Source organism: Thermosynechococcus vestitus BP-1, from assembly GCF_000011345.1.
Taxonomy (GTDB): Bacteria; Cyanobacteriota; Cyanobacteriia; order Thermosynechococcales; family Thermosynechococcaceae; genus Thermosynechococcus; species Thermosynechococcus vestitus.
In genome coordinates this window covers 1,055,097-1,072,653 of the sequence record NC_004113.1, presented here as the reverse complement: position 1 = coordinate 1,072,653, position 17,557 = coordinate 1,055,097, and the positions used below count along the sequence as shown (strand labels likewise).

Genomic DNA, 17,557 nt, shown 5'->3' with positions numbered 1-17,557 from the left:
CTTTATTGGGGCGACTGTTGCAGTGCCTTCAGTGCCTGTTCCAATTCCTGTTGTGACCTTGGCAGCCAGTCTTTGCCCCGCAATCGCCGTAACATTTCTAGGGCCTCCTCACGGGTTTGACCCGTATTTTGTTCGTGGCGTTGCCAGAAGTCTTCCCACCAGCCGGGGGGTTCCTGCTTGCTGCCTGTGTATTCTGTGGGGCGACCCCTATCACCATCAATGACGAGGCTACCGACATCATCGGCATTGCTATAGACTTTGGCAATTTGATCCCTGATGTGGCGCATATCCTTAGCAGAGACAACGCCATTGTCGGTCGCTTTATAGAATTGCACTGTCACACGGATTGGGAAGCGGGGATCTCGCTCGATGGGCAAGTTATCAATTTCAGTGAAGGGGCCTTCCACCCGGCCATAGCTAATTACTGCTGCCTCCACATTGGAGCGACTAACGCTGGGTGCGGCTTCCATCAGAGCAGGGCCGGGCATTGCTGGTCGGGGCCGCGGGGTTTGCTTCAGGGGCACTTGGATCACCATCACCATATTCATCCCGGCGGCTTCCGCTTGGGCAGAGGGTATTTCCCGACCGCCACTGCGGCGGCCAAAATCACTGGCGCGTTGTCCCACTAGGCTTGCCCGTTCGCCATTCTTGTTGAAAAATAACCGCTGTCCCCAGGTTTGGCCGGCTGCAAAGGCATCCCGTTTGTTGTCAATGACGGTGGCACTGGTACCTTGGCGGGTGGCGAGAATTGCTAAAACCGCTGGATTTTTTTCGTAGCTCTGGTAGTTAAAGAGGACGGGGTTAAAGGTGGCTTCCCCTTGGGGCGAAATTGGTAGGAAGCAGGCTTGGGCACTCACCAGCACATGGCTATCGCGATCCGCCAAAAGGGAGCGACGATTCCCTGCCCACGATCGCGGGTTGTGGAGATAGTTGCGGAAGTTACCGAGGAATTCCTTGAGGTTGACCCGCCGCAGCGACTGGCCCTTTTCATTGCCCACAAGGATAAAGAAGCGTTCGAGGGGAATATCGGCAGTGCGATCGCTAAAGTTGGGAAAGCGAATCACTGGCATCAGACTCAGTTCATACCCCTTGGTGCGTGGGTTGTACTGCTGGATTTGAATCGTCATATCGCTGATATTGGGGCCCACAGCGGAGTTGTGGTAGCGAGCCGTGTCCTCCCAGGTGAGGTCAACAATATTCAGGCCATACTGCCGGGCAAGGCGCTGCGCCTCTGGGTTGTCGATCATGCTGCGGGTGCGCTCAATCACTTGGCGGTAGCGATCGTCGTCAGCCATAGGCGGTGGGGGATCGGATCGAGGGGGTGGCGTTGGGGTTGATTCAATGCCCCAATGGGGTTGACCTTGGGCGGAGGACATCAAGTTTTTTCCTGGGGAGAGCAACTCCCCCCCTAAAAGGGGAGCCAGCGCCAGTAAACCAATAAGACCAAGGGAGAGCTTGAGGGGCAAAGCCATAGCAGTGTTCTGAATCCTACCCTCTAGCCTAGCCAACAAGACTGAAAATCCTGCCATGGTTTCACTTTTTGCAACGGGGTTTTACGATCAAAAAGCATCCTTGCCCAGACATTGCCTGTGTTATCCGCTGCTGAAATTCGCGATCGCGCCAGCCACCTCAAATCAACGCTGCCTCCCCATGTCCGCCTAATTGCCGTCAGCAAGTTCATGCCAGCGGCTGCAATTCGTGCTGCCTATGAGGCCGGCATTCGGGATTTTGGCGAAAGTCGTGTGCAGGAAGCTGCCAGCAAACGCGCTGAATTGGCTGACCTCACGGATATTACCTGGCATCTGATTGGCCATTTGCAAACGAATAAAGTACGGCAGGCGCTGCAACTCTTTGACTGGATTCATACCGTTGACCGCTGGAAGTTGGCCGAGCGGATCGATACCCTCCTCAAGGAGAGGGGGGCAGCCAGTCCCCGCTGTCTCCTGCAGGTCAAACTCCGCCCCGACCCCCAAAAATATGGCTGGGAAAAATCGGACCTAGAGGCCGCCCTGCCCCAACTGGATGCTCTCCTCCATCTGCGCTGCTGGGGTCTGATGACCATTCTGCCCTTGGGGTTGGCCCCCTCAGAACAGTTGCAAGTATTTCAGGAATTGCGGGCTTGGGGTGAGGAACTGAGCACAAAGGGATGGCAGCAGCTCCGGTGGCAGGAGTACTCCATGGGGATGACCCAAGACTATCCTCTGGCGGTGCAGGCCGGTGCAACGATGGTGCGCATTGGTACGGCTATTTTTGGCGATCGCCCATCGGCGTTAAAAATTCAGCAGCAGTAATCCCCTTGGCAGGGACGCGGTAGTGCAGCTTGTCGAAGAGTCTCGATCTCAATGGAGGGTAGGCTTGGCCAGGGCGATCCAAGGGTTTGGCGGCACCCCAAGTAGGCTGCAGGGTAAGGGCAGCCACCATGCCGCAACTGCCATCAGGAAAACCTAGGGCACCAAAGTCACATCACATCAAAATATTAAATATTGAACTAACACATCCTTCCCCCTGTTCCCCTGGCAACGGTTGTTCCCCAACCTGGGCCGGGCAGCGAAGGCCACGTAGATGCCGCTATCGTTGTTCCCCTGGCAGGTGTTGCCCTCCAGGGTTGGTTGTGCCTGCTCGCCCACACCGATGCCATACCCCTCATTGCCGCTGCAGGTGTTCTGGCGAGCCACGCCCCCTGCACTGCCAACGTAGGCGATGCCGCTTTGCTTGTTCCCCTGGCAGGTGTTGCCCTCCAGGGTTGGTTGTGCCTGCTCGCCCAACTGGATGCCATGATACTCATTGCCGCTGCAGGTGTTCTGGCGAGCGATGCCCCCTGCACTGTCAACGTAGTCGATGCCGCTCCCCTTGTTCCCCTGGCAGGTGTTGCCCTCCAGGGTTGGCTGTGCTTGCTCGCCCAACTGGATGCCATGGTACTCATTGCCGCTGCAGGTATTCTGGCGAGCGATGCCCCCTGTACTGCCAACGTAGGCGATGCCGCAGTCCCTGTTCCCTTGGCAGGTGTTGCCCTCCAGGGTTGGTTGTGCGTACAAGCACACATAGATGCCATCGTCCCCATTACCGCTGCAGGTATTCTGGCGAGCGATGCCCGCTGCACTGTCAAAGTAGGCGATGCCGCACAAGTTGTTCCCCTGGCAGGTGTTGCCCTCTAGGGTTGGCTGCGCTTGCTCGCCCAACTGGATGCCATGGTACTCGTTGCCGCTGCAGGTATTCTGGCGAGCGATGCCCCCTGTACTGTCACCGTAGACGATGCCGCACTGCTTGTTCCCCTGGCAGGTGTTGCCCTCCAGGGTTGGCTGCGCTTGCTTGCCCACACCGATGCCATTGTACTCATTGCCGCTGCAGGTATTCTGGCGAGCGATGCCCCCTGCATTACCAAAGTAGGCGATGCCGCTCCCCTTGTTCCCCTGGCAGGTGTTGCCCTCCAGGGTTGGCTGCGCCTGCTCGCCCACACCGATGCCATACCTCTCATTGCCGCTGCAGGTATTCTGGCGAGCGATGCCCCCTGCATTACCAAAGTAGGCGATGCCGCACTTCTTGTTCCCTTGGCAGGTGTTGCCCTCCAGGGTTGGCTGCGCTTTCCAGTCCACATAGATGCCATTGTACTCATTGCCGCTGCAGGTATTCTGGCGAGCCACGCCCCCTGCACTGCCAACGTAGGCGATGCCGCTCTCCTTGTTCCCCTGGCAGGTGTTGCCCTCCAGGGTTGGTTGCGCATCCTCCTCCACAAGAATGCCGCAGGACTCGTTATTGCTGCAGGTGTTCTGGCGAGCGATGCCCCCTGGGCTGCCACCGTAGGCGATGCCGCTCTCCTTGTTCCGCTGGCAGGTGTTGCCCTCCAGGGTTGGTTGCGCCTCCTCCTCCACAAGAATGCCGCAGGACTCGTTATTGCTGCAGGTGTTCTGGCGAGCGATGCCCTCTGCACTGTGCAAGTCGTTGATAAGTGCCCTAACAACATCTCTCAAAAAGTCGGTAGAGAGGTAGGCGATGCCGCACTTGTTGTTCCCCTGGCAGGTGTTCTCCTCCAGGGTTGGCTGGGCGCGCACGACATAGATGCCATAGTCCTCATTGCCGCTGCAGGTGTTCTGGCGGGCGATGCCCGCTGCACTGTCAAAGTAGGCGATGCCGCTCCCCTTGTTCCCCTGGCAGGTGTTGCCCTCCAGGGTTGGTTGCGCCTGCTCGCTGACATAGATGCCATGGCGCTCATTGCCGCTGCAGGTGTTCTGGCGGGCGATGCCCGCTGCACTGTCAAAGTAGGCGATGCCGCTCCCCTTGTTCCCCTGGCAGGTGTTGCCCTCCAGGGTTGGTTGCGCCTGCTCGCCCACATAGATGCCATGGTACTCATTGCCGCTGCAGGTGTTCTGGCGAGCGATGCCCCCTGCACTGTCAACGTAGGCGATGCCGCACTTGTTGTTCCCCTGGCAGGTGTTGCCCTCCAGGGTTGGCTGCGCCTGCTCGCCCACATAGATGCCATGGTCCCCATTGCTGCTGCAGGTGTTCTGGCGGGCGATGCCCCCTGCACTGCCAACGTAGGCGATGCCGCACTTGTTGTTCCCCTGGCAGGTGTTGCCCTCCAGGGTTGGTTGTGCCTGCTCGCCCACATAGATGCCATGGTCCCCATTGCCGCTGCAGGTGTTCTGGCGAGCCACGCCCCCTGCACTGTCAACGTAGGCGATGCCGCACTCCTTGTTCCCCTGGCAGGCGTTCTCCTCTAGGGTTGGCTGCGCTTGCTGGCCCACAATAATGCCGAACTCATTGCCACTGCAGGTGTTCTGGCGAGCGATGCCCCCTGTACTGCCAACGTAGACGATGCCGCTTCCCTTGTTCTCCTGGCAGGTGTTGCCCTCCAGGGTTGGTTGCGCTCGCTGGTCGACATAGATGCCCTGCTTCCCATTGTCGCTGCAGGTGTTCTGGCGAGCCACGCCCCCTGCACTGTCAAAGTAGGCGATGCCGGTGTCTTCGTTCCCCTGGCAGGTGTTGCCCTCCAGGGTTGGTTGCGCCTCCTCCTCCACAAGAATGCCGCAGGACTCGTTATTGCTGCAGGTATTCTGGCGAGCGATGCCTGATGCACGTTCACGGTAGGCGATGCCGCACTGCTTGTTCCCCTGGCAGGTGTTGTCCTCTAGGGTTGGTTGTGCCTGCTCGCCCACATAGATGCCTTGCTTCCCATTGCCGCTGCAGGTGTTCTGGCGAGCCACGCCCCCTGCACTGTCAACGTAGGCGATGCCGCACTCCTTGTTCCCCTGGCAGGCGTTCTCCTCCAGGGTTGGCTGCGCTTGCTGGCCCACAATAATGCCGAACTCATTGCCACTGCAGGTGTTCTGGCGAGCGATGCCCCCTGTACTGCCAAAGTAGGCGATGCCGGTGCCTTCGTTCCCCTGGCAGGTGTTGCCCTCCAGGGTTGGTTGCGCCTGCTCGCCCACATCGATGCCGCAGGACTCGTTATTGCTGCAGGTATTCTGGCGGGCGATGCCCCCTGCACTGCCAACGTAGGCGATGCCGCTCCACGTGTTCCCCTGGCAGGTGTTGCCCTCCAGGGTTGGTTGCGCTTGCTCGCCCACATAGATGCCGCAGGACTCGTTATTGCTGCAGGTGTTCTGGCGAGCTATGCCCCCTGTACTGCCAACGTAGGCGATGCCGTTCAACTTGTTCCCCTGGCAGGTGTTGCCCTCCAGGGTTGGCTGCGCTTGCTCGCCCACAACAATGCCGCATCCATTGTCGTTGCAGGTATTCTGGCGAGCGATGCCCGCTGCACTGTCAACGTAGGCGATGCCGCTCCTCTTGTTCCCCTGGCAGGTGTTGCCCTCCAGGGTTGGTTGTGCCTGCTCGCCCAACTCGATGCCATGGTACTCATTGTCGCTGCAGGTGTTCTGGCGGGCGATGCCCCCTGTACTGCCAACGTAGGCGATGCCGTTCAACTTGTTCCCCTGGCAGGTGTTGCCCTCCAGGGTTGGCTGCGCTTGCTGGCCCACAATAATGCCGCATCCATTGTCGCTGCAGGTATTCTGGCGAGCCACGCCCCCTGCACTGCCAACGTAGGCGATGCCGCACTTGTTGTTCCCCTGGCAGGTGTTGCCCTCCAGGGTTGGTTGCGCTCGCTGGTCGACATAGATGCCCTGCTTCCCATTGTCGCTGCAGGTGTTCTGGCGAGCCACGCCCCCTGCACTGTCAACGTAGGCGATGCCGCACTTGTTGTTCCCCTGGCAGGTGTTGCCCTCCAGGGTTGGTTGCGCGTACAAGCACACATAGATGCCATGGTCCCCATTGCTGCTGCAGGTGTTCTGGCGGGCGATGCCCCCTGCACTGCCAACGTAGGCGATGCCGCACTCCTTGTTCTCCTTGCAGGTGTTGCCCTCCAGGGTTGGCTGCGCCTGCTCGCGCACATAGATGCCGCAGGACTCGTTATTGCTGCAGGTGTTCTGGCGGGCGATGCCTGCTGCCCTACCAAAGTAGGCGATGCCGCTCCCCTTATTCTCCTGGCAGGTGTTGCCCTCCAGGGTTGGTTGCGCCTGCTCGCAGACCCGGATGCCTACCCACTGATTTCCCGTGGCCTGGCAGTTGCTCACCAGTCCTGTGACGGTTCCACCTAGCCACAGGCCATCCCCGCCGCGCTTATTGACCACATCCCGCACGCCACCGCTGAAGCGGCAGCGCACAAAGGATATCTCACCCCTATTCACCTCAACCACATCGGCCCAGCCGCTGCCTTCGTGCACAAAGGCAATGTCGCTGGCACTGAACAGCCCCTCCCCTGCAAACTTCACAACCCACCCTTCGCCCTCACAAACGATGCGGGTGGTTTCCATGCCCTCCCCGATCAGTGTGAGCGCTTTATCAATGGTCAAGGGATGCTCCAGGCGATGTGTGCCGGCCTTCAGGTAGAGGGTGGCGCCGGCTGAGACGCTCTGTACTGCTTCTGCCAGCGTGCGAAAGTCACCGCTGCCATCGGGGGCAACCACCAGGCCTGCCGGTGCCGTCTGGAAATCTGACCACTGCACCACTAGGGGCACCTCTAGGGTCTCCCTGGCTGTCACTAGCCGCAGCGGTGTCCACACGACGCCAGACCTCAGGGGCTTCACTACCACCTGAATGCGGGTGGTCCCGGCTCCGAACTGTTGGGGGCTCACCTGCACTTGGCTGCTCTCGACGACGATTTGCCCAGGGCCCCCGGTCACTTCAAACTCGGCTGTTGCCCTCTGGCCGGGGGCAAGCATTCCTAGGTCTAACCTGGCCACGCTTGCCCTCAGACGTTGGCTTTGGGATGAGGGGGGGGCTGTTTCGGTGGCTCGGCCGGCAACGGTGTCCACGGCCAGTAATACCGCAGCTTCCCCTAGGCCGCGCAGCATTAAGGCTTCTACGGTGGCGTGGCGGTTGTCCTCGGAGGGGTTCTGGTGCAGTTGTGTCAGCAATTGTCCCCAGCGCTGGAGTTCCGCTAGGGCGGCGGGGTCTTCTTCCAGATCAACGCCCAGGAGGAGGGTCTGCAACTGCCGGTTGTTGAGGGGTGAGCCGCGGGCGACCAGCCGAGCTAGGCTACCCAGCAATGGGGTCAGTTGGTTCAAGGTCGCACTGGAAAGGGGCGAGGTCATGGTTAACGCTACACTGGCACTGCTTTTGTCTGGGGGCTTCAGGGGTGGTTTTTGGGCGGCGTCTGGGTTGCCTGCTGCTTGGCCAGGATAGGATCAGGGCAAATGCGGCCTATCTGCGGTGTGGTCTTCATTCATCAATTGCCGTTGGGATGAGCGCAATGTTGATGTGGTTTTATTGGTAAGCTAAAGGATGTTTTCTAAAACCATGCTAACACCGCCTATGGCTGCCTCCGTAAGCTTTGACCTCGATGCCCTCAACCAACGCTTTGAAGGGGCACATCCCCGTGACATTTTGGCATGGGCCGTCACAGAAATTCCCCAGGGGCTGGTGCAGACCAGTGCCTTTAACGTAGATGACATGGTGATTACAGATCTGCTGTACCGTGATCTGCGCCCCAATCCACCGGTGCCCGTTCTCTTTTTGGACACGCTCCATCACTTTGCCGAGACCCTAGCATTTGTGCAGCAGGCCAAGGAAAAATACAGTCTGGATTTGCGCACCTACAAAATCCCTGATGTTGACAGCCGCGAAGCCTTTGCTGCCCGCTATGGCGACAAACTTTGGGAAACCAATGTTGAGCAGTTTCACCATCTCACTAAAATTGAACCGCTGCAACGGGGCTTGGCAGAACTGCATACTGTGGCTTGGATTACCGGCCGGCGTCGCGATCAAGCGCTCACCCGTGCCAATATGCCCTATGTGGAACTGGACAAAGAGGGTCGTCTGAAAATTAATCCCCTTGCTGCTTGGACACGGAAACAAACTTGGGCCTATGTGATGGAGCACGGGGTGATTTACAATCCCCTCCACGATCGCGGCTATGCCAGCATTGGCGATGAGCCCCTCACCACCCCTATCGCCGAGGGGGAAGATGAACGGGCCGGTCGCTGGCGCGGCATGGGCAAAACCGAGTGCGGGATTCACATCTAAGCCGATGTACTTTCAGGACGTTATTGCAACACTGCACCAATTTTGGGCGGCTCAGGGATGCCTGATTGCTCAGCCCTACGATGTGGAAAAAGGCGCCGGTACCAAAAGCCCCCATACCTTTTTGCGGGCCCTCGGCCCTGAACCTTGGGCAGTGGCCTATGTCGAACCCTGTCGGCGACCAGCGGATGGCCGCTATGGCGAGAATCCCAACCGCTATCAGTACTACTACCAGTACCAAGTGCTGATTAAGCCCTCTCCCGACAATATCCAAGAGATCTATTTGGAGTCACTGCGCGCCCTTGGCATTCGCCCCCAAGATCATGACATTCGCTTTGTCGAAGACAACTGGGAGGATGCTGCCGTCGGCGCGTGGGGGGTAGGCTGGGAGGTGTGGCTAGATGGCATGGAAGTGACCCAGTTTACCTACTTCCAGCAGTGCGGTGGTCTGGATTGTCGGCCGGTCTCCATTGAAATTACCTACGGCCTAGAACGGTTGACCATGTACCTCCAGGAGGTGGATGCGATCGCCAGTATCCGATGGAACTCTACCCTCACCTATGGCGATGTCCATCTCCAAGGGGAAATTGAGCAATCCACCTACAACTTTGAAGCCTCCGACCCGGAACGATTGTTCACGCTTTTTAGTCTCTACCAGCAGGAGGCGGAGCAGCTTCTAGAAAAGCAGTTGGTACTGCCCAGTTTGGATTATGTGCTCAAGTGTTCCCACACCTTTAACCTGCTGGATGCCCGCGGCGTCATTTCGGTGGCAGAGCGCACGCGCTACATTGGTCGCATTCGCGGATTGGCCCGGCGGGTTGCCCAAGCCTATGTCCAACAACGGGAGGCTCTGGGGTTTCCACTGCTGAAGGAGCCGGCGGCGATCGCCCCCTAAGTCACCCTTCTCTAAGGAGCAGCCATGGGACGGCAATGGCTCCTGTTGGTGGTCTTAAGCGTGCTTGCAGCATCGGCAACGCTGGCAGCGGATGGGCCACGCTTTGTGAGTCCGAGAAAGTTTTGGGGGCAGTTGGTCCATCAGGTCAAACCGCTGCAGCCCGAAAAAGTGGTGGCCCTCACCTTTGATGATGGTCCTTGGGGAGCCTCAACTCGCCAGGTTCTGCAAATTCTCAAGCAGGAGGAGGTCAAGGCCACATTCTTTATCCTTGGCAAGCACGCCCTCATGTACCCCGATGTCATTGCTGACATTGTCAAAGCGGGTCATGCCGTTGGCAATCATAGTTGGAGTCATCCCTACAAACCCGTTGACCCTAAAGTTGCCAAGCAGGAAATTGAAAACACCTCTGCCCTGATTGCCAAGCAAAGCCAAGCGCAAACCCGCCTTTTTCGGCCACCGGGGGGCAATTTGACCACAGGGCTAGTGGATTATGCGCAGTCAAAAAACTACGCCATTATCCTGTGGTCGGTGGATCCTCACGACACCCGCCCCAACACCACCGCAGCGGAAATTGTTGAGCGCACCCTCAAGGCAGTGAAACCGGGTAGTATTATTTTGCTCCACGATGGCGGCGGCGATCGCGCCACGACCCGCAAAGCCCTCCCCACCCTCATTCATCGCCTGCGACAAAAAGGTTATCGCTTTGTCACGGTGCCGGAACTGCTGCAACTGGCAGTGAAAACCCCCCCACCCAAGCCTGAACCGACACCCACCCCTCAACCGATCATCACGCCGACACCGAGCCCAGCAGGTCCGCCCACGCCTGAGCTGACGCCGAGCCCTCCGAGTGGCAGTCAACGGCAATTGCAGCCACCACATGCCCCCTCACTGCGGCCCTAGGGGAAATTCATTAATCTGGGGCGTCGAGGTACCATTGAGGGTTTCTCCCAGTTGATTCAGGGGTTCATAGATTGGTTCTAAGCTGGCTTGGGTGTCAGCGATCGCCCGCAGGAGTTCAGCCGTGAGATATTCCAAGGGATGGGGAGGGGGCGCTTGGCGGCGCCAATACTTGGGGGTGGGCACAAACTCACTGGCCACGGCCTGAAGCTGATAGGCCAAGGCTTTCACCTTGGCCAGGTACGTCAGGGTTTCCTCAAGGTGCCGGGTAATTTGCTGGTGCTGAGCTTGCAGTTGTTGCCACTGTTCGGGGGCGATCGCAGCGGGTTTGAGATCCAGCGGGGTCAAATCCTGAAACAGGGCTTCTAAGTCCGGGGTTTCACTACTCACGAGTCCCTCCAACAGGGCCGCATCAAATAACTCCCCGAGCACTTCCGGAGAGATTACTGCCCACTCACTGGGGGAAGAAAATGGCGGATCAGGAGCTGTCATGGGCATTTACCACGTCCTGTTGGGGGAGATTGCAGAGCATGAAAACGGGGCAGTTGCCCCAACTTTGTTAACCTTATAACGGTTTTGTTTGGTGATTGCGGTTGTGACCTCCTCTTCTTTGCCAATTGTGTTGGGTGTAACGGGTGCCTCTGGTCTCATTTATGCAGTGCGTGCCATTAAATTTCTATTACAAGCGAACTATCCTATTCAACTAGTGGCATCGAAGGCGGCGCATCAAGTGTGGCGGGCAGAATATGGCCTCACCCTGCCGACTCAGCCCGATAAGCAGGAACTGTTTTGGCGCGAACAGGCCCAAGTTTGGGAAGGTTGCCTCACCTGCCATCGGCCAACAGATGTGGCAGCAGCGATCGCCAGCGGTTCCTTTCGCACCCTGGGCATGGTGATTCTCCCCTGTAGTATGAGCACAGTAGCCAAGTTAGCGGCAGGCCTGAGTTCCGATCTCCTAGAGCGGGTGGCGGATGTCCACCTCAAGGAGCACCGTCCACTGGTGCTGGTGCCCCGCGAAACCCCCTTTAGTCTCATTCATCTGCAAAACCTGACCCAACTGGCAATGGCTGGGGCGCGCATTGTACCCGCCATCCCTGCATGGTATCACCGGCCGCAGACCATTGAAGACTTAGTGGATTTTGTGATCGCCCGTGCCCTTGATCAGTTAGGGTTGGATTGTGTGCCTCTGCAACGTTGGCAAGGACCCCTTTCCTAATGCGCCCTTGGATTTATTGGGGGGCGATCGCCCTGCTCACAACACTGGCTATCCAAAATTGGCAGCCGGTGGTCTCCCTGCGCTTTTTAGGACAGCAAACCCCGGCACTGCCCCTTGCCGCTTGGATTGTGGTGGCCGCCCTTTCAGGGATCGTCGCTGGCCAGTGTTTACTCTGGCTAACCCCAGAAACACAGGCCCCAGTGGCGCGGCCAACCCCGCGATCGCAACCCCCTGAACCTGAAGGGGATGCCTCAATGCGTCCGCCGCAGGAGGAGCCAGAGATGGATACCAGCAACGTCGAGGATTGGTTTAGCGAGCCAGAGCCAGCCCCCCGCCAACCAGACATTCAAGATCGCCCCCCCACCACCTACTCATATCAATATCGTCCTTCCCGCAAAGCAACTGCCAAAGCCCCCCCGCCTCCCCCTCAAGTTGTGGACGCTGAATACCGCATTCTGACACCGCCGCCCGCCAAAGACAATCCCCCTGAGGATGAAGAAGACTGGGATATTCCCCTATGATCAAACGTGTTGCCATCGGAGGGAGCTGCTGTGAAGGTTGCAGTGGTTGGTGCGACAGGCCGCACCGGTCAGCGAATTGTGAGTGCCCTACAATCATCGGAGCATCAGGCGATCGCCGTTGTGCGTAACCCCGCCAAAGCCCAAGGGCGCTGGCCAACGGTCGAGATTCGTATTGCCGATGTCACCCAACCCCAGACCCTTCCCCCTGCCCTTAAAGATTGCGAGGCAGTGATTTGTGCCACGGGCGCTAGCCCTAACCTGAACCCCCTAGAACCCCTGAGTGTCGATTATCTGGGCACCAAAAATCTCGTGGATGCCGCCAAAGCCACCCAAGTACAGCAGTTTATCCTTGTCTCGTCGCTATGTGTCTCGCAATTTTTCCATCCCCTGAATCTTTTTTGGCTGATTTTGTATTGGAAGCAGCAGGCAGAACGTTATCTCCAGGAAAGCGGTTTAACTTACACGATTGTGCGGCCAGGGGGTCTGAAGGAAACCGATGACGGCGGCTTTCCGATCATTGCCCGAGCAGATACCCTCTTTGAGGGCAGTATCCCGCGATCGCGGGTGGCAGAAATCTGTGTGGCAGCCTTGGGCGAGCCAAGTGCCTACAACAAAATCTTTGAGGTGGTGAACCGTCCCGATCAGACGCCAGTGGCCTATCCAGAGTTATTCCGCTCAGTTGCGGCGATGTGAGGATAAGTTGATGCGCTTTTCCCGTTGGTTGGGGGCGATCGCTGGTCTAGTGACCATAGGCTATTTCTCTTTGGGGACGCGCTCAAGTGCTCTTTGGTGGTATTGGTACCGCTGGCAGCGGAGTTCAATTGCCCCCTTAGTGATGCAGGGGGGGGATCCCTATGTACGGGCCCTGATGCGCACCATTTCTGCCAGTGAAGCCAATGATGCCAATCCCTACACGCTCCTCTATGGGGGAGAGCACGTCCAAGACCTGAGCCAGCATCCGGATCGCTGCATTCCCATTCGCCGAGGTGCCAATCCGCACCTGTGCACCACCGCCGCCGGCCGCTATCAATTTCTCACCACCACTTGGCAAGAAAAAGCCGCCCGCTACCATCCCCAACCGCCAAGCTGGTTTTGGCAGGACTATAGCTTTGCCCCAGAGTATCAAGATCAGGTGGTCTATCGCTGGCTCACGGATCCTGCCGCCTGGAATGCCGATATTCCCCAACTCCTGCGGGAAGGCCGAGTACAGGAGGTCTTTGCCCTACTGTCGGATACATGGACCAGTCTGGGCTATGGCATGGAGAGCAACCTGATCACGCCCCACCTCGAAGAGATTTACCAGCAATTGTTGGCTCAAGAATTAGCCACCTTCCAGACCGCCGAATCTGCGGGGAGGAGCCCATTGCCCTAGTTCACTTTCTCCGCCGGTGGCTACCCCAATGGCTCATTCTGGTCTTGCAATGCACTCAGTGACGAAACAGCTTTCCCCTGCTCCCACAGATTAAAATCAAAAGAACCCTCTGGTGCAAATCGGCTGGCCTTGGTGGATGTCTATGTCGTTTCTTGAGTATCTCCATGCAGAACCTCGTCGTGTCATTGTCTTTGATGGCGCAATGGGTACAAATCTTCAGGCACAAAACCTGACGGCAGAGGATTTTGGTGGCAAGGAGTACGAAGGCTGCAACGAATATCTGGTCATTAGTCAGCCAGAGCCGGTGGCCAAGGTGCATCGCGATTTTTTGGCAGCAGGCGCCGATGTCATTGAAACGAATACCTTTGGCTCCTCCTCAATTGTTCTTAGTGAATACAATTTGGGCGATCGCGCCTACGAAATCAGCAAAACAGCCGCTGAGCTCGCCAAATCCGTGGCCGCTGAATTTAGCACCCCCGAAAAGCCCCGCTTCGTTGCCGGCTCCATGGGACCGGGGACTAAACTGCCCACCCTTGGCCACATTGACTACGACACCCTCTACAGGGCCTTTCGCGAACAGGCTGCTGGTCTGTTTGACGGCGGGGTGGATCTCTTTATCATTGAAACCTGCCAAGATGTACTGCAAATTAAAGCAGCCCTCAATGGGGTGATGGCTGTCTTTCAGGAGCGGGGAGAACGCCGCCCCCTGATGGTCTCTGTGACGATGGAGCAGCAGGGCACGATGCTGGTTGGCTCGGAAATTGGCGCTGCCCTAACGATTCTGGAACCCTATCCCATTGATATTTTGGGTCTCAACTGCGCCACCGGCCCCGATTTGATGACGGAGCACATCCGCTACCTTGCGCAACACTCCCCCTTTGTCATTTCCTGTATTCCCAATGCCGGCTTACCGGAAAACATCGGTGGTCATGCCCACTACAAACTGACGCCGATGGAATTGCGGCTGGCCCTGACCCGCTTTGTCGAAGACTTTGGGGTACAAGTGATTGGCGGCTGCTGTGGCACGCGCCCGGATCATATTGCGGCTCTTGCGGAGATTGCAGCGACCCTGACCCCCAAGGCGCGATCGCCCCAACGGATTCCCGCTGCCGCCTCCATCTACAGTCCTCAGCCCTATGACCAAGAGAATTCTTTCCTGATCATTGGTGAGCGACTCAATGCCAGTGGCTCCAAAAAATGCCGCGATCTCCTCAATGCCGAAGATTGGGATGGTCTCGTTGCCCTTGCCCGTGCCCAAGTGCGCGAAGGTGCCCACATCCTGGATGTCAACGTGGACTATGTGGGTCGCGACGGTGTGCGGGATATGCGCGAGTTGGTATCGCGGCTGGTAACCAACGTAACGCTGCCCCTGATGCTCGACTCCACTGAATGGCAAAAGATGGAAGCGGGTCTGAAGGTGGCCGGGGGCAAGTGCTTGCTGAACTCCACGAACTTTGAGGATGGTGAACCTCGCTTTTATAAGGTCCTGGAACTGGCAAAAACCTACGGCGCCGGCGTGGTCATCGGCACCATTGATGAAGAGGGGATGGCACGAACAGCTGAAAAAAAGTTTGCCATTGCCCAACGGGCCTATAGGGCAGCCCTTGACTACGGCATTCCCCCCTGGGAAATTTTCTTTGACCCCCTAGCACTGCCAATTTCCACAGGGATTGAAGAGGATCGGGGCAATGGTCGAGAAACCATTGAGGCCATTCGGCGAATTCGCGCTGAACTCCCCGGCTGTCATATTCTGCTGGGGGTTTCCAATATCTCCTTTGGCTTAAATCCAGCAGCCCGCCAAGTCCTCAACTCCATGTTTCTCCACGAGGCCATACAAGCAGGCATGGATGCGGCCATCGTCAGTGCTGCTAAGATTCTGCCCTTGGCTAAAATTGAGCCAGAGCAGCAGCAGGTCTGCCGTGATCTCATCTACGACCGACGGCGATTTGAGGGGGACGTCTGTGTCTATGACCCCCTTGCGGAACTGACCCGTCTATTTGAGGGCAAGAGCGCCAAACAGAATCGCTCCCAAGTGGAAAACCTGCCCATTGAGGAGCGGCTCAAACGCCACATTATTGATGGCGATCGCCTTGGCCTCGAGGACACCCTGGCCCAAGCTCTTGAAACCTATGCCCCCCTTGAAATTATCAATACATTCCTGCTCGACGGCATGAAGGTGGTGGGCGAACTCTTTGCCTCTGGGCAGATGCAGCTTCCCTTTGTTTTGCAGTCGGCAGAAACGATGAAGGCCGCTGTGGCCTACCTCGAACCCTTTATGGAAAAATCCGCCACTGGCGACACTGCCAAGGGCACCGTCGTTATTGCTACGGTGAAGGGGGATGTCCATGATATTGGTAAAAACTTGGTGGATATTATCCTCACCAACAACGGCTATCGCGTGATTAACTTGGGGATTAAGCAACCCGTGGAAAATATCATCCAGGCCTATGAGGAGCATCAGGCCGACTGCATTGCCATGAGTGGTCTCCTGGTCAAATCCACCGCCTTTATGAAGGAAAATCTCGAGGTCTTTAATGAGCGGGGCATTACCGTTCCCGTAATTTTGGGGGGAGCTGCCCTCACACCCAAATTTGTCTATGAGGATTGCCAGTCCACTTACCACGGTCAAGTGATCTACGGCAAGGATGCCTTCGCCGATTTGCATTTTATGGATCGGCTAATGAGTGCAAAGGCCGCAGGTCAGTGGGACGATCGCCAAGGATTTTTGGATGGTACAACGATCTCCACCCCAAGCCCAAGGGCGATCGCCCTCGAACCCACCGCAGTTCCTGAACCTGAAACGCCAGAAGTGGTGGATACCCGCCGCTCTGAAGCCGTTGCTGTGGATATTCCCCGCCCCACACCCCCCTTCTGGGGCATTCGTCACCTCAAGCCGGATCAGATTCCACTTTCTGAGGTCTTTGCCTATCTGGATCTCCAAGCCCTGATTGCAGGTCAATGGCAGTTTCGTAAACCCAAGGATCAAGACCGTGCCACCTACGACGCCTTCCTTGCCGAGAAAGTCTACCCTATCCTTGAGGCGTGGAAACAGCGCATCCTTGCTGAAAACCTGCTCCATCCTGAACTGATTTATGGCTACTTCCCCTGCCAAAGTGAGGGCAACACTGTCTATATCTATGATCCCCTAGGGGATAAGGATGCCTGGGTCCCTGAGCGAGCGATCGCCCAGTTTACCTTCCCCCGCCAAAAGGGTGGCCGTCGTCTGTGTATTGCTGACTTCTTTGCTCCTGTGGAATCGGGCATCATTGATGTCTTTCCCATGCAGGCCGTCACCGTTGGTGAAATTGCCACCCAAGTGGCGCAGGAGCTATTTGCCGCCAATCAATACAGTGATTACCTCTACTTCCACGGGATGGCGGTGCAAACGGCCGAAGCCCTCGCCGAGTGGTGTCATGCCCGTATTCGCCGCGAGTTGGGCTGCACCCCTGATCCGGAGTCCATTCGCGATATTCTTGCCCAGCGCTACCAAGGCTCCCGCTATAGCTTTGGTTATCCTGCCTGCCCCAATATGCAGGACCAATATACGCAACTGCGACTCCTTGAGAGCGATCGCATGGGGATGTACATGGACGAAAGCGAACAACTCTACCCTGAGCAATCCACGACAGCCATCATCTGCTACCATCCCACCGCCAAGTATTTCAGCGTCTAAGCCCCAGCTTGCCTTGGGCCCATCGCAGCGAAAACCCTGTTGGGGGAGCACTTCTTTGAGGACTAGCTGCCGCTGGTGCCGGTCAAGGCCACTGGCAACCCCCAGTGGTCTCTCAATGTCGTCGCCAGTATTTTTGAGTTTGAGCACTTGTGGTCCAGTCCCTCAACGCGGGCAGAGACCTGGGGCACTTCTACGGGTTCTAGGTGAACTCCCAGCCCCCTGATCCCCTCGGGATCACCTGTTGTCGGGTGATCTTGGCGGGTTGACGGTCCCCTTTGATCCGTGATCTGTGGGGATGGAGTGGTTGATCTTTCCCGCCTTGCCAGAACCCAGTCATCAGGATCCAGACAATGAGGTCACTACTGACCCACAAAAATAGGGGTGGATATAGTAGCGCCACAATGGCTGTGAGCAGTACCCAAAGCGGGAATAGGTTGGTCAACCATTCAAGGCGGGACATCAGGAA

General features: G+C 57.5%; 13 protein-coding genes. 9 read left to right on the top strand and 4 right to left on the bottom strand.

Features of this window, described 5'->3' with window-relative positions:
- Nucleotides 1-2: 2 nt before the first annotated feature.
- Entirely contained in the window at nt 3-1,472 is a 1,470-nt protein-coding gene (locus tag TLL_RS05245) for a hypothetical protein (protein WP_165442181.1), read from the bottom strand.
- Nucleotides 1,473-1,589: 117 nt separating this feature from the next.
- Here TLL_RS05245 and TLL_RS05240 point away from each other — a divergent pair, with 117 nt between their 5' ends.
- Nucleotides 1,590-2,291: a YggS family pyridoxal phosphate-dependent enzyme gene (locus TLL_RS05240; protein ID WP_011056880.1), complete on the top strand. Its 702-nt coding sequence runs from the start codon at nt 1,590-1,592 to the stop codon at nt 2,289-2,291.
- Here TLL_RS05240 and TLL_RS05235 read toward each other — a convergent pair.
- Complete coding sequence (locus TLL_RS05235) at nt 2,245-2,421, bottom strand: hypothetical protein (protein ID WP_164920809.1); 177 nt, start codon at nt 2,419-2,421, stop codon at nt 2,245-2,247. The genes TLL_RS05240 and TLL_RS05235 overlap by 47 nt on opposite strands.
- A 47-nt stretch (nt 2,422-2,468) precedes the next feature.
- Nucleotides 2,469-7,589, bottom strand: a complete 5,121-nt coding sequence (locus TLL_RS05230) for a right-handed parallel beta-helix repeat-containing protein (protein ID WP_011056879.1) — start codon at nt 7,587-7,589, stop codon at nt 2,469-2,471.
- A gap of 205 nt (nt 7,590-7,794) precedes the next feature.
- Between TLL_RS05230 and cysH the strand changes: the two genes are divergently transcribed.
- Genes cysH through TLL_RS05215 form a run of 3 tightly spaced genes read left to right on the top strand, consistent with a single transcriptional unit; the run spans nt 7,795 to nt 10,312 of the window.
- A complete protein-coding gene (cysH, locus tag TLL_RS05225; RefSeq protein ID WP_231833836.1) occupies nt 7,795-8,520 on the top strand; it encodes a phosphoadenosine phosphosulfate reductase in 726 nt (241 codons plus the stop codon).
- A gap of 4 nt (nt 8,521-8,524) precedes the next feature.
- Entirely contained in the window at nt 8,525-9,412 is an 888-nt protein-coding gene (glyQ, locus tag TLL_RS05220; RefSeq protein WP_164920808.1) for a glycine--tRNA ligase subunit alpha, read from the top strand.
- Between the two features lie 24 nt (nt 9,413-9,436).
- Nucleotides 9,437-10,312, top strand: coding sequence for a polysaccharide deacetylase family protein (locus TLL_RS05215; RefSeq protein ID WP_011056876.1), 876 nt, complete (start codon nt 9,437-9,439; stop codon nt 10,310-10,312).
- Here TLL_RS05215 and TLL_RS05210 read toward each other — a convergent pair.
- Entirely contained in the window at nt 10,298-10,801 is a 504-nt protein-coding gene (locus TLL_RS05210; protein WP_164920807.1) for a hypothetical protein, read from the bottom strand. The genes TLL_RS05215 and TLL_RS05210 overlap by 15 nt on opposite strands.
- A 103-nt stretch (nt 10,802-10,904) precedes the next feature.
- Here TLL_RS05210 and TLL_RS05205 point away from each other — a divergent pair, with 103 nt between their 5' ends.
- The 5 genes from TLL_RS05205 to metH all read left to right on the top strand — a co-directional run bounded on the left by TLL_RS05205 (nt 10,905) and on the right by metH (nt 17,091).
- The gene (locus tag TLL_RS05205) at nt 10,905-11,525 is read left to right on the top strand and encodes a flavin prenyltransferase UbiX (protein ID WP_164920806.1); all 621 of its coding nucleotides are present in this window, start codon (nt 10,905-10,907) and stop codon (nt 11,523-11,525) included.
- A complete protein-coding gene (locus TLL_RS05200; protein WP_011056873.1) occupies nt 11,525-12,046 on the top strand; it encodes a hypothetical protein in 522 nt (173 codons plus the stop codon). The genes TLL_RS05205 and TLL_RS05200 overlap by 1 nt, the downstream gene beginning before the upstream one ends.
- Nucleotides 12,047-12,076: 30 nt before the next feature.
- Nucleotides 12,077-12,739 carry an SDR family oxidoreductase gene (locus TLL_RS05195; protein ID WP_164920805.1) on the top strand — a complete coding sequence of 221 codons (663 nt, stop codon included), beginning with the start codon at nt 12,077-12,079 and terminating at the stop codon, nt 12,737-12,739.
- A 10-nt stretch (nt 12,740-12,749) separates the two neighbouring features.
- Nucleotides 12,750-13,418: a glycoside hydrolase family protein gene (locus TLL_RS05190; protein ID WP_011056871.1), complete on the top strand. Its 669-nt coding sequence runs from the start codon at nt 12,750-12,752 to the stop codon at nt 13,416-13,418.
- A 136-nt stretch (nt 13,419-13,554) separates the two neighbouring features.
- Nucleotides 13,555-17,091, top strand: a complete 3,537-nt coding sequence (metH, locus tag TLL_RS05185) for a methionine synthase (RefSeq protein WP_164921137.1) — start codon at nt 13,555-13,557, stop codon at nt 17,089-17,091.
- Nucleotides 17,092-17,557: the final 466 nt, after the last annotated feature.

Excerpts from the sequence above, each read along its gene's own strand:
- TLL_RS05245 (WP_165442181.1), bottom strand. The coding sequence starts at position 1,472 with ATGGCTTTGCCCCTCAAGCTCTCCCTTGGTCTTATTGGTTTACTGGCG.
- TLL_RS05235 (WP_164920809.1), bottom strand. The coding sequence starts at position 2,421 with ATGGTGGCTGCCCTTACCCTGCAGCCTACTTGGGGTGCCGCCAAACCC.
- TLL_RS05230 (WP_011056879.1), bottom strand. The coding sequence starts at position 7,589 with ATGACCTCGCCCCTTTCCAGTGCGACCTTGAACCAACTGACCCCATTG.
- cysH (WP_231833836.1), top strand. The coding sequence starts at position 7,795 with ATGCTAACACCGCCTATGGCTGCCTCCGTAAGCTTTGACCTCGATGCC.
- glyQ (WP_164920808.1), top strand. The coding sequence starts at position 8,525 with ATGTACTTTCAGGACGTTATTGCAACACTGCACCAATTTTGGGCGGCT.
- TLL_RS05215 (WP_011056876.1), top strand. The coding sequence starts at position 9,437 with ATGGGACGGCAATGGCTCCTGTTGGTGGTCTTAAGCGTGCTTGCAGCA.
- TLL_RS05210 (WP_164920807.1), bottom strand. The coding sequence starts at position 10,801 with ATGACAGCTCCTGATCCGCCATTTTCTTCCCCCAGTGAGTGGGCAGTA.
- TLL_RS05200 (WP_011056873.1), top strand. The coding sequence starts at position 11,525 with ATGCGCCCTTGGATTTATTGGGGGGCGATCGCCCTGCTCACAACACTG.
- TLL_RS05190 (WP_011056871.1), top strand. The coding sequence starts at position 12,750 with ATGCGCTTTTCCCGTTGGTTGGGGGCGATCGCTGGTCTAGTGACCATA.
- metH (WP_164921137.1), top strand. The coding sequence starts at position 13,555 with ATGTCTATGTCGTTTCTTGAGTATCTCCATGCAGAACCTCGTCGTGTC.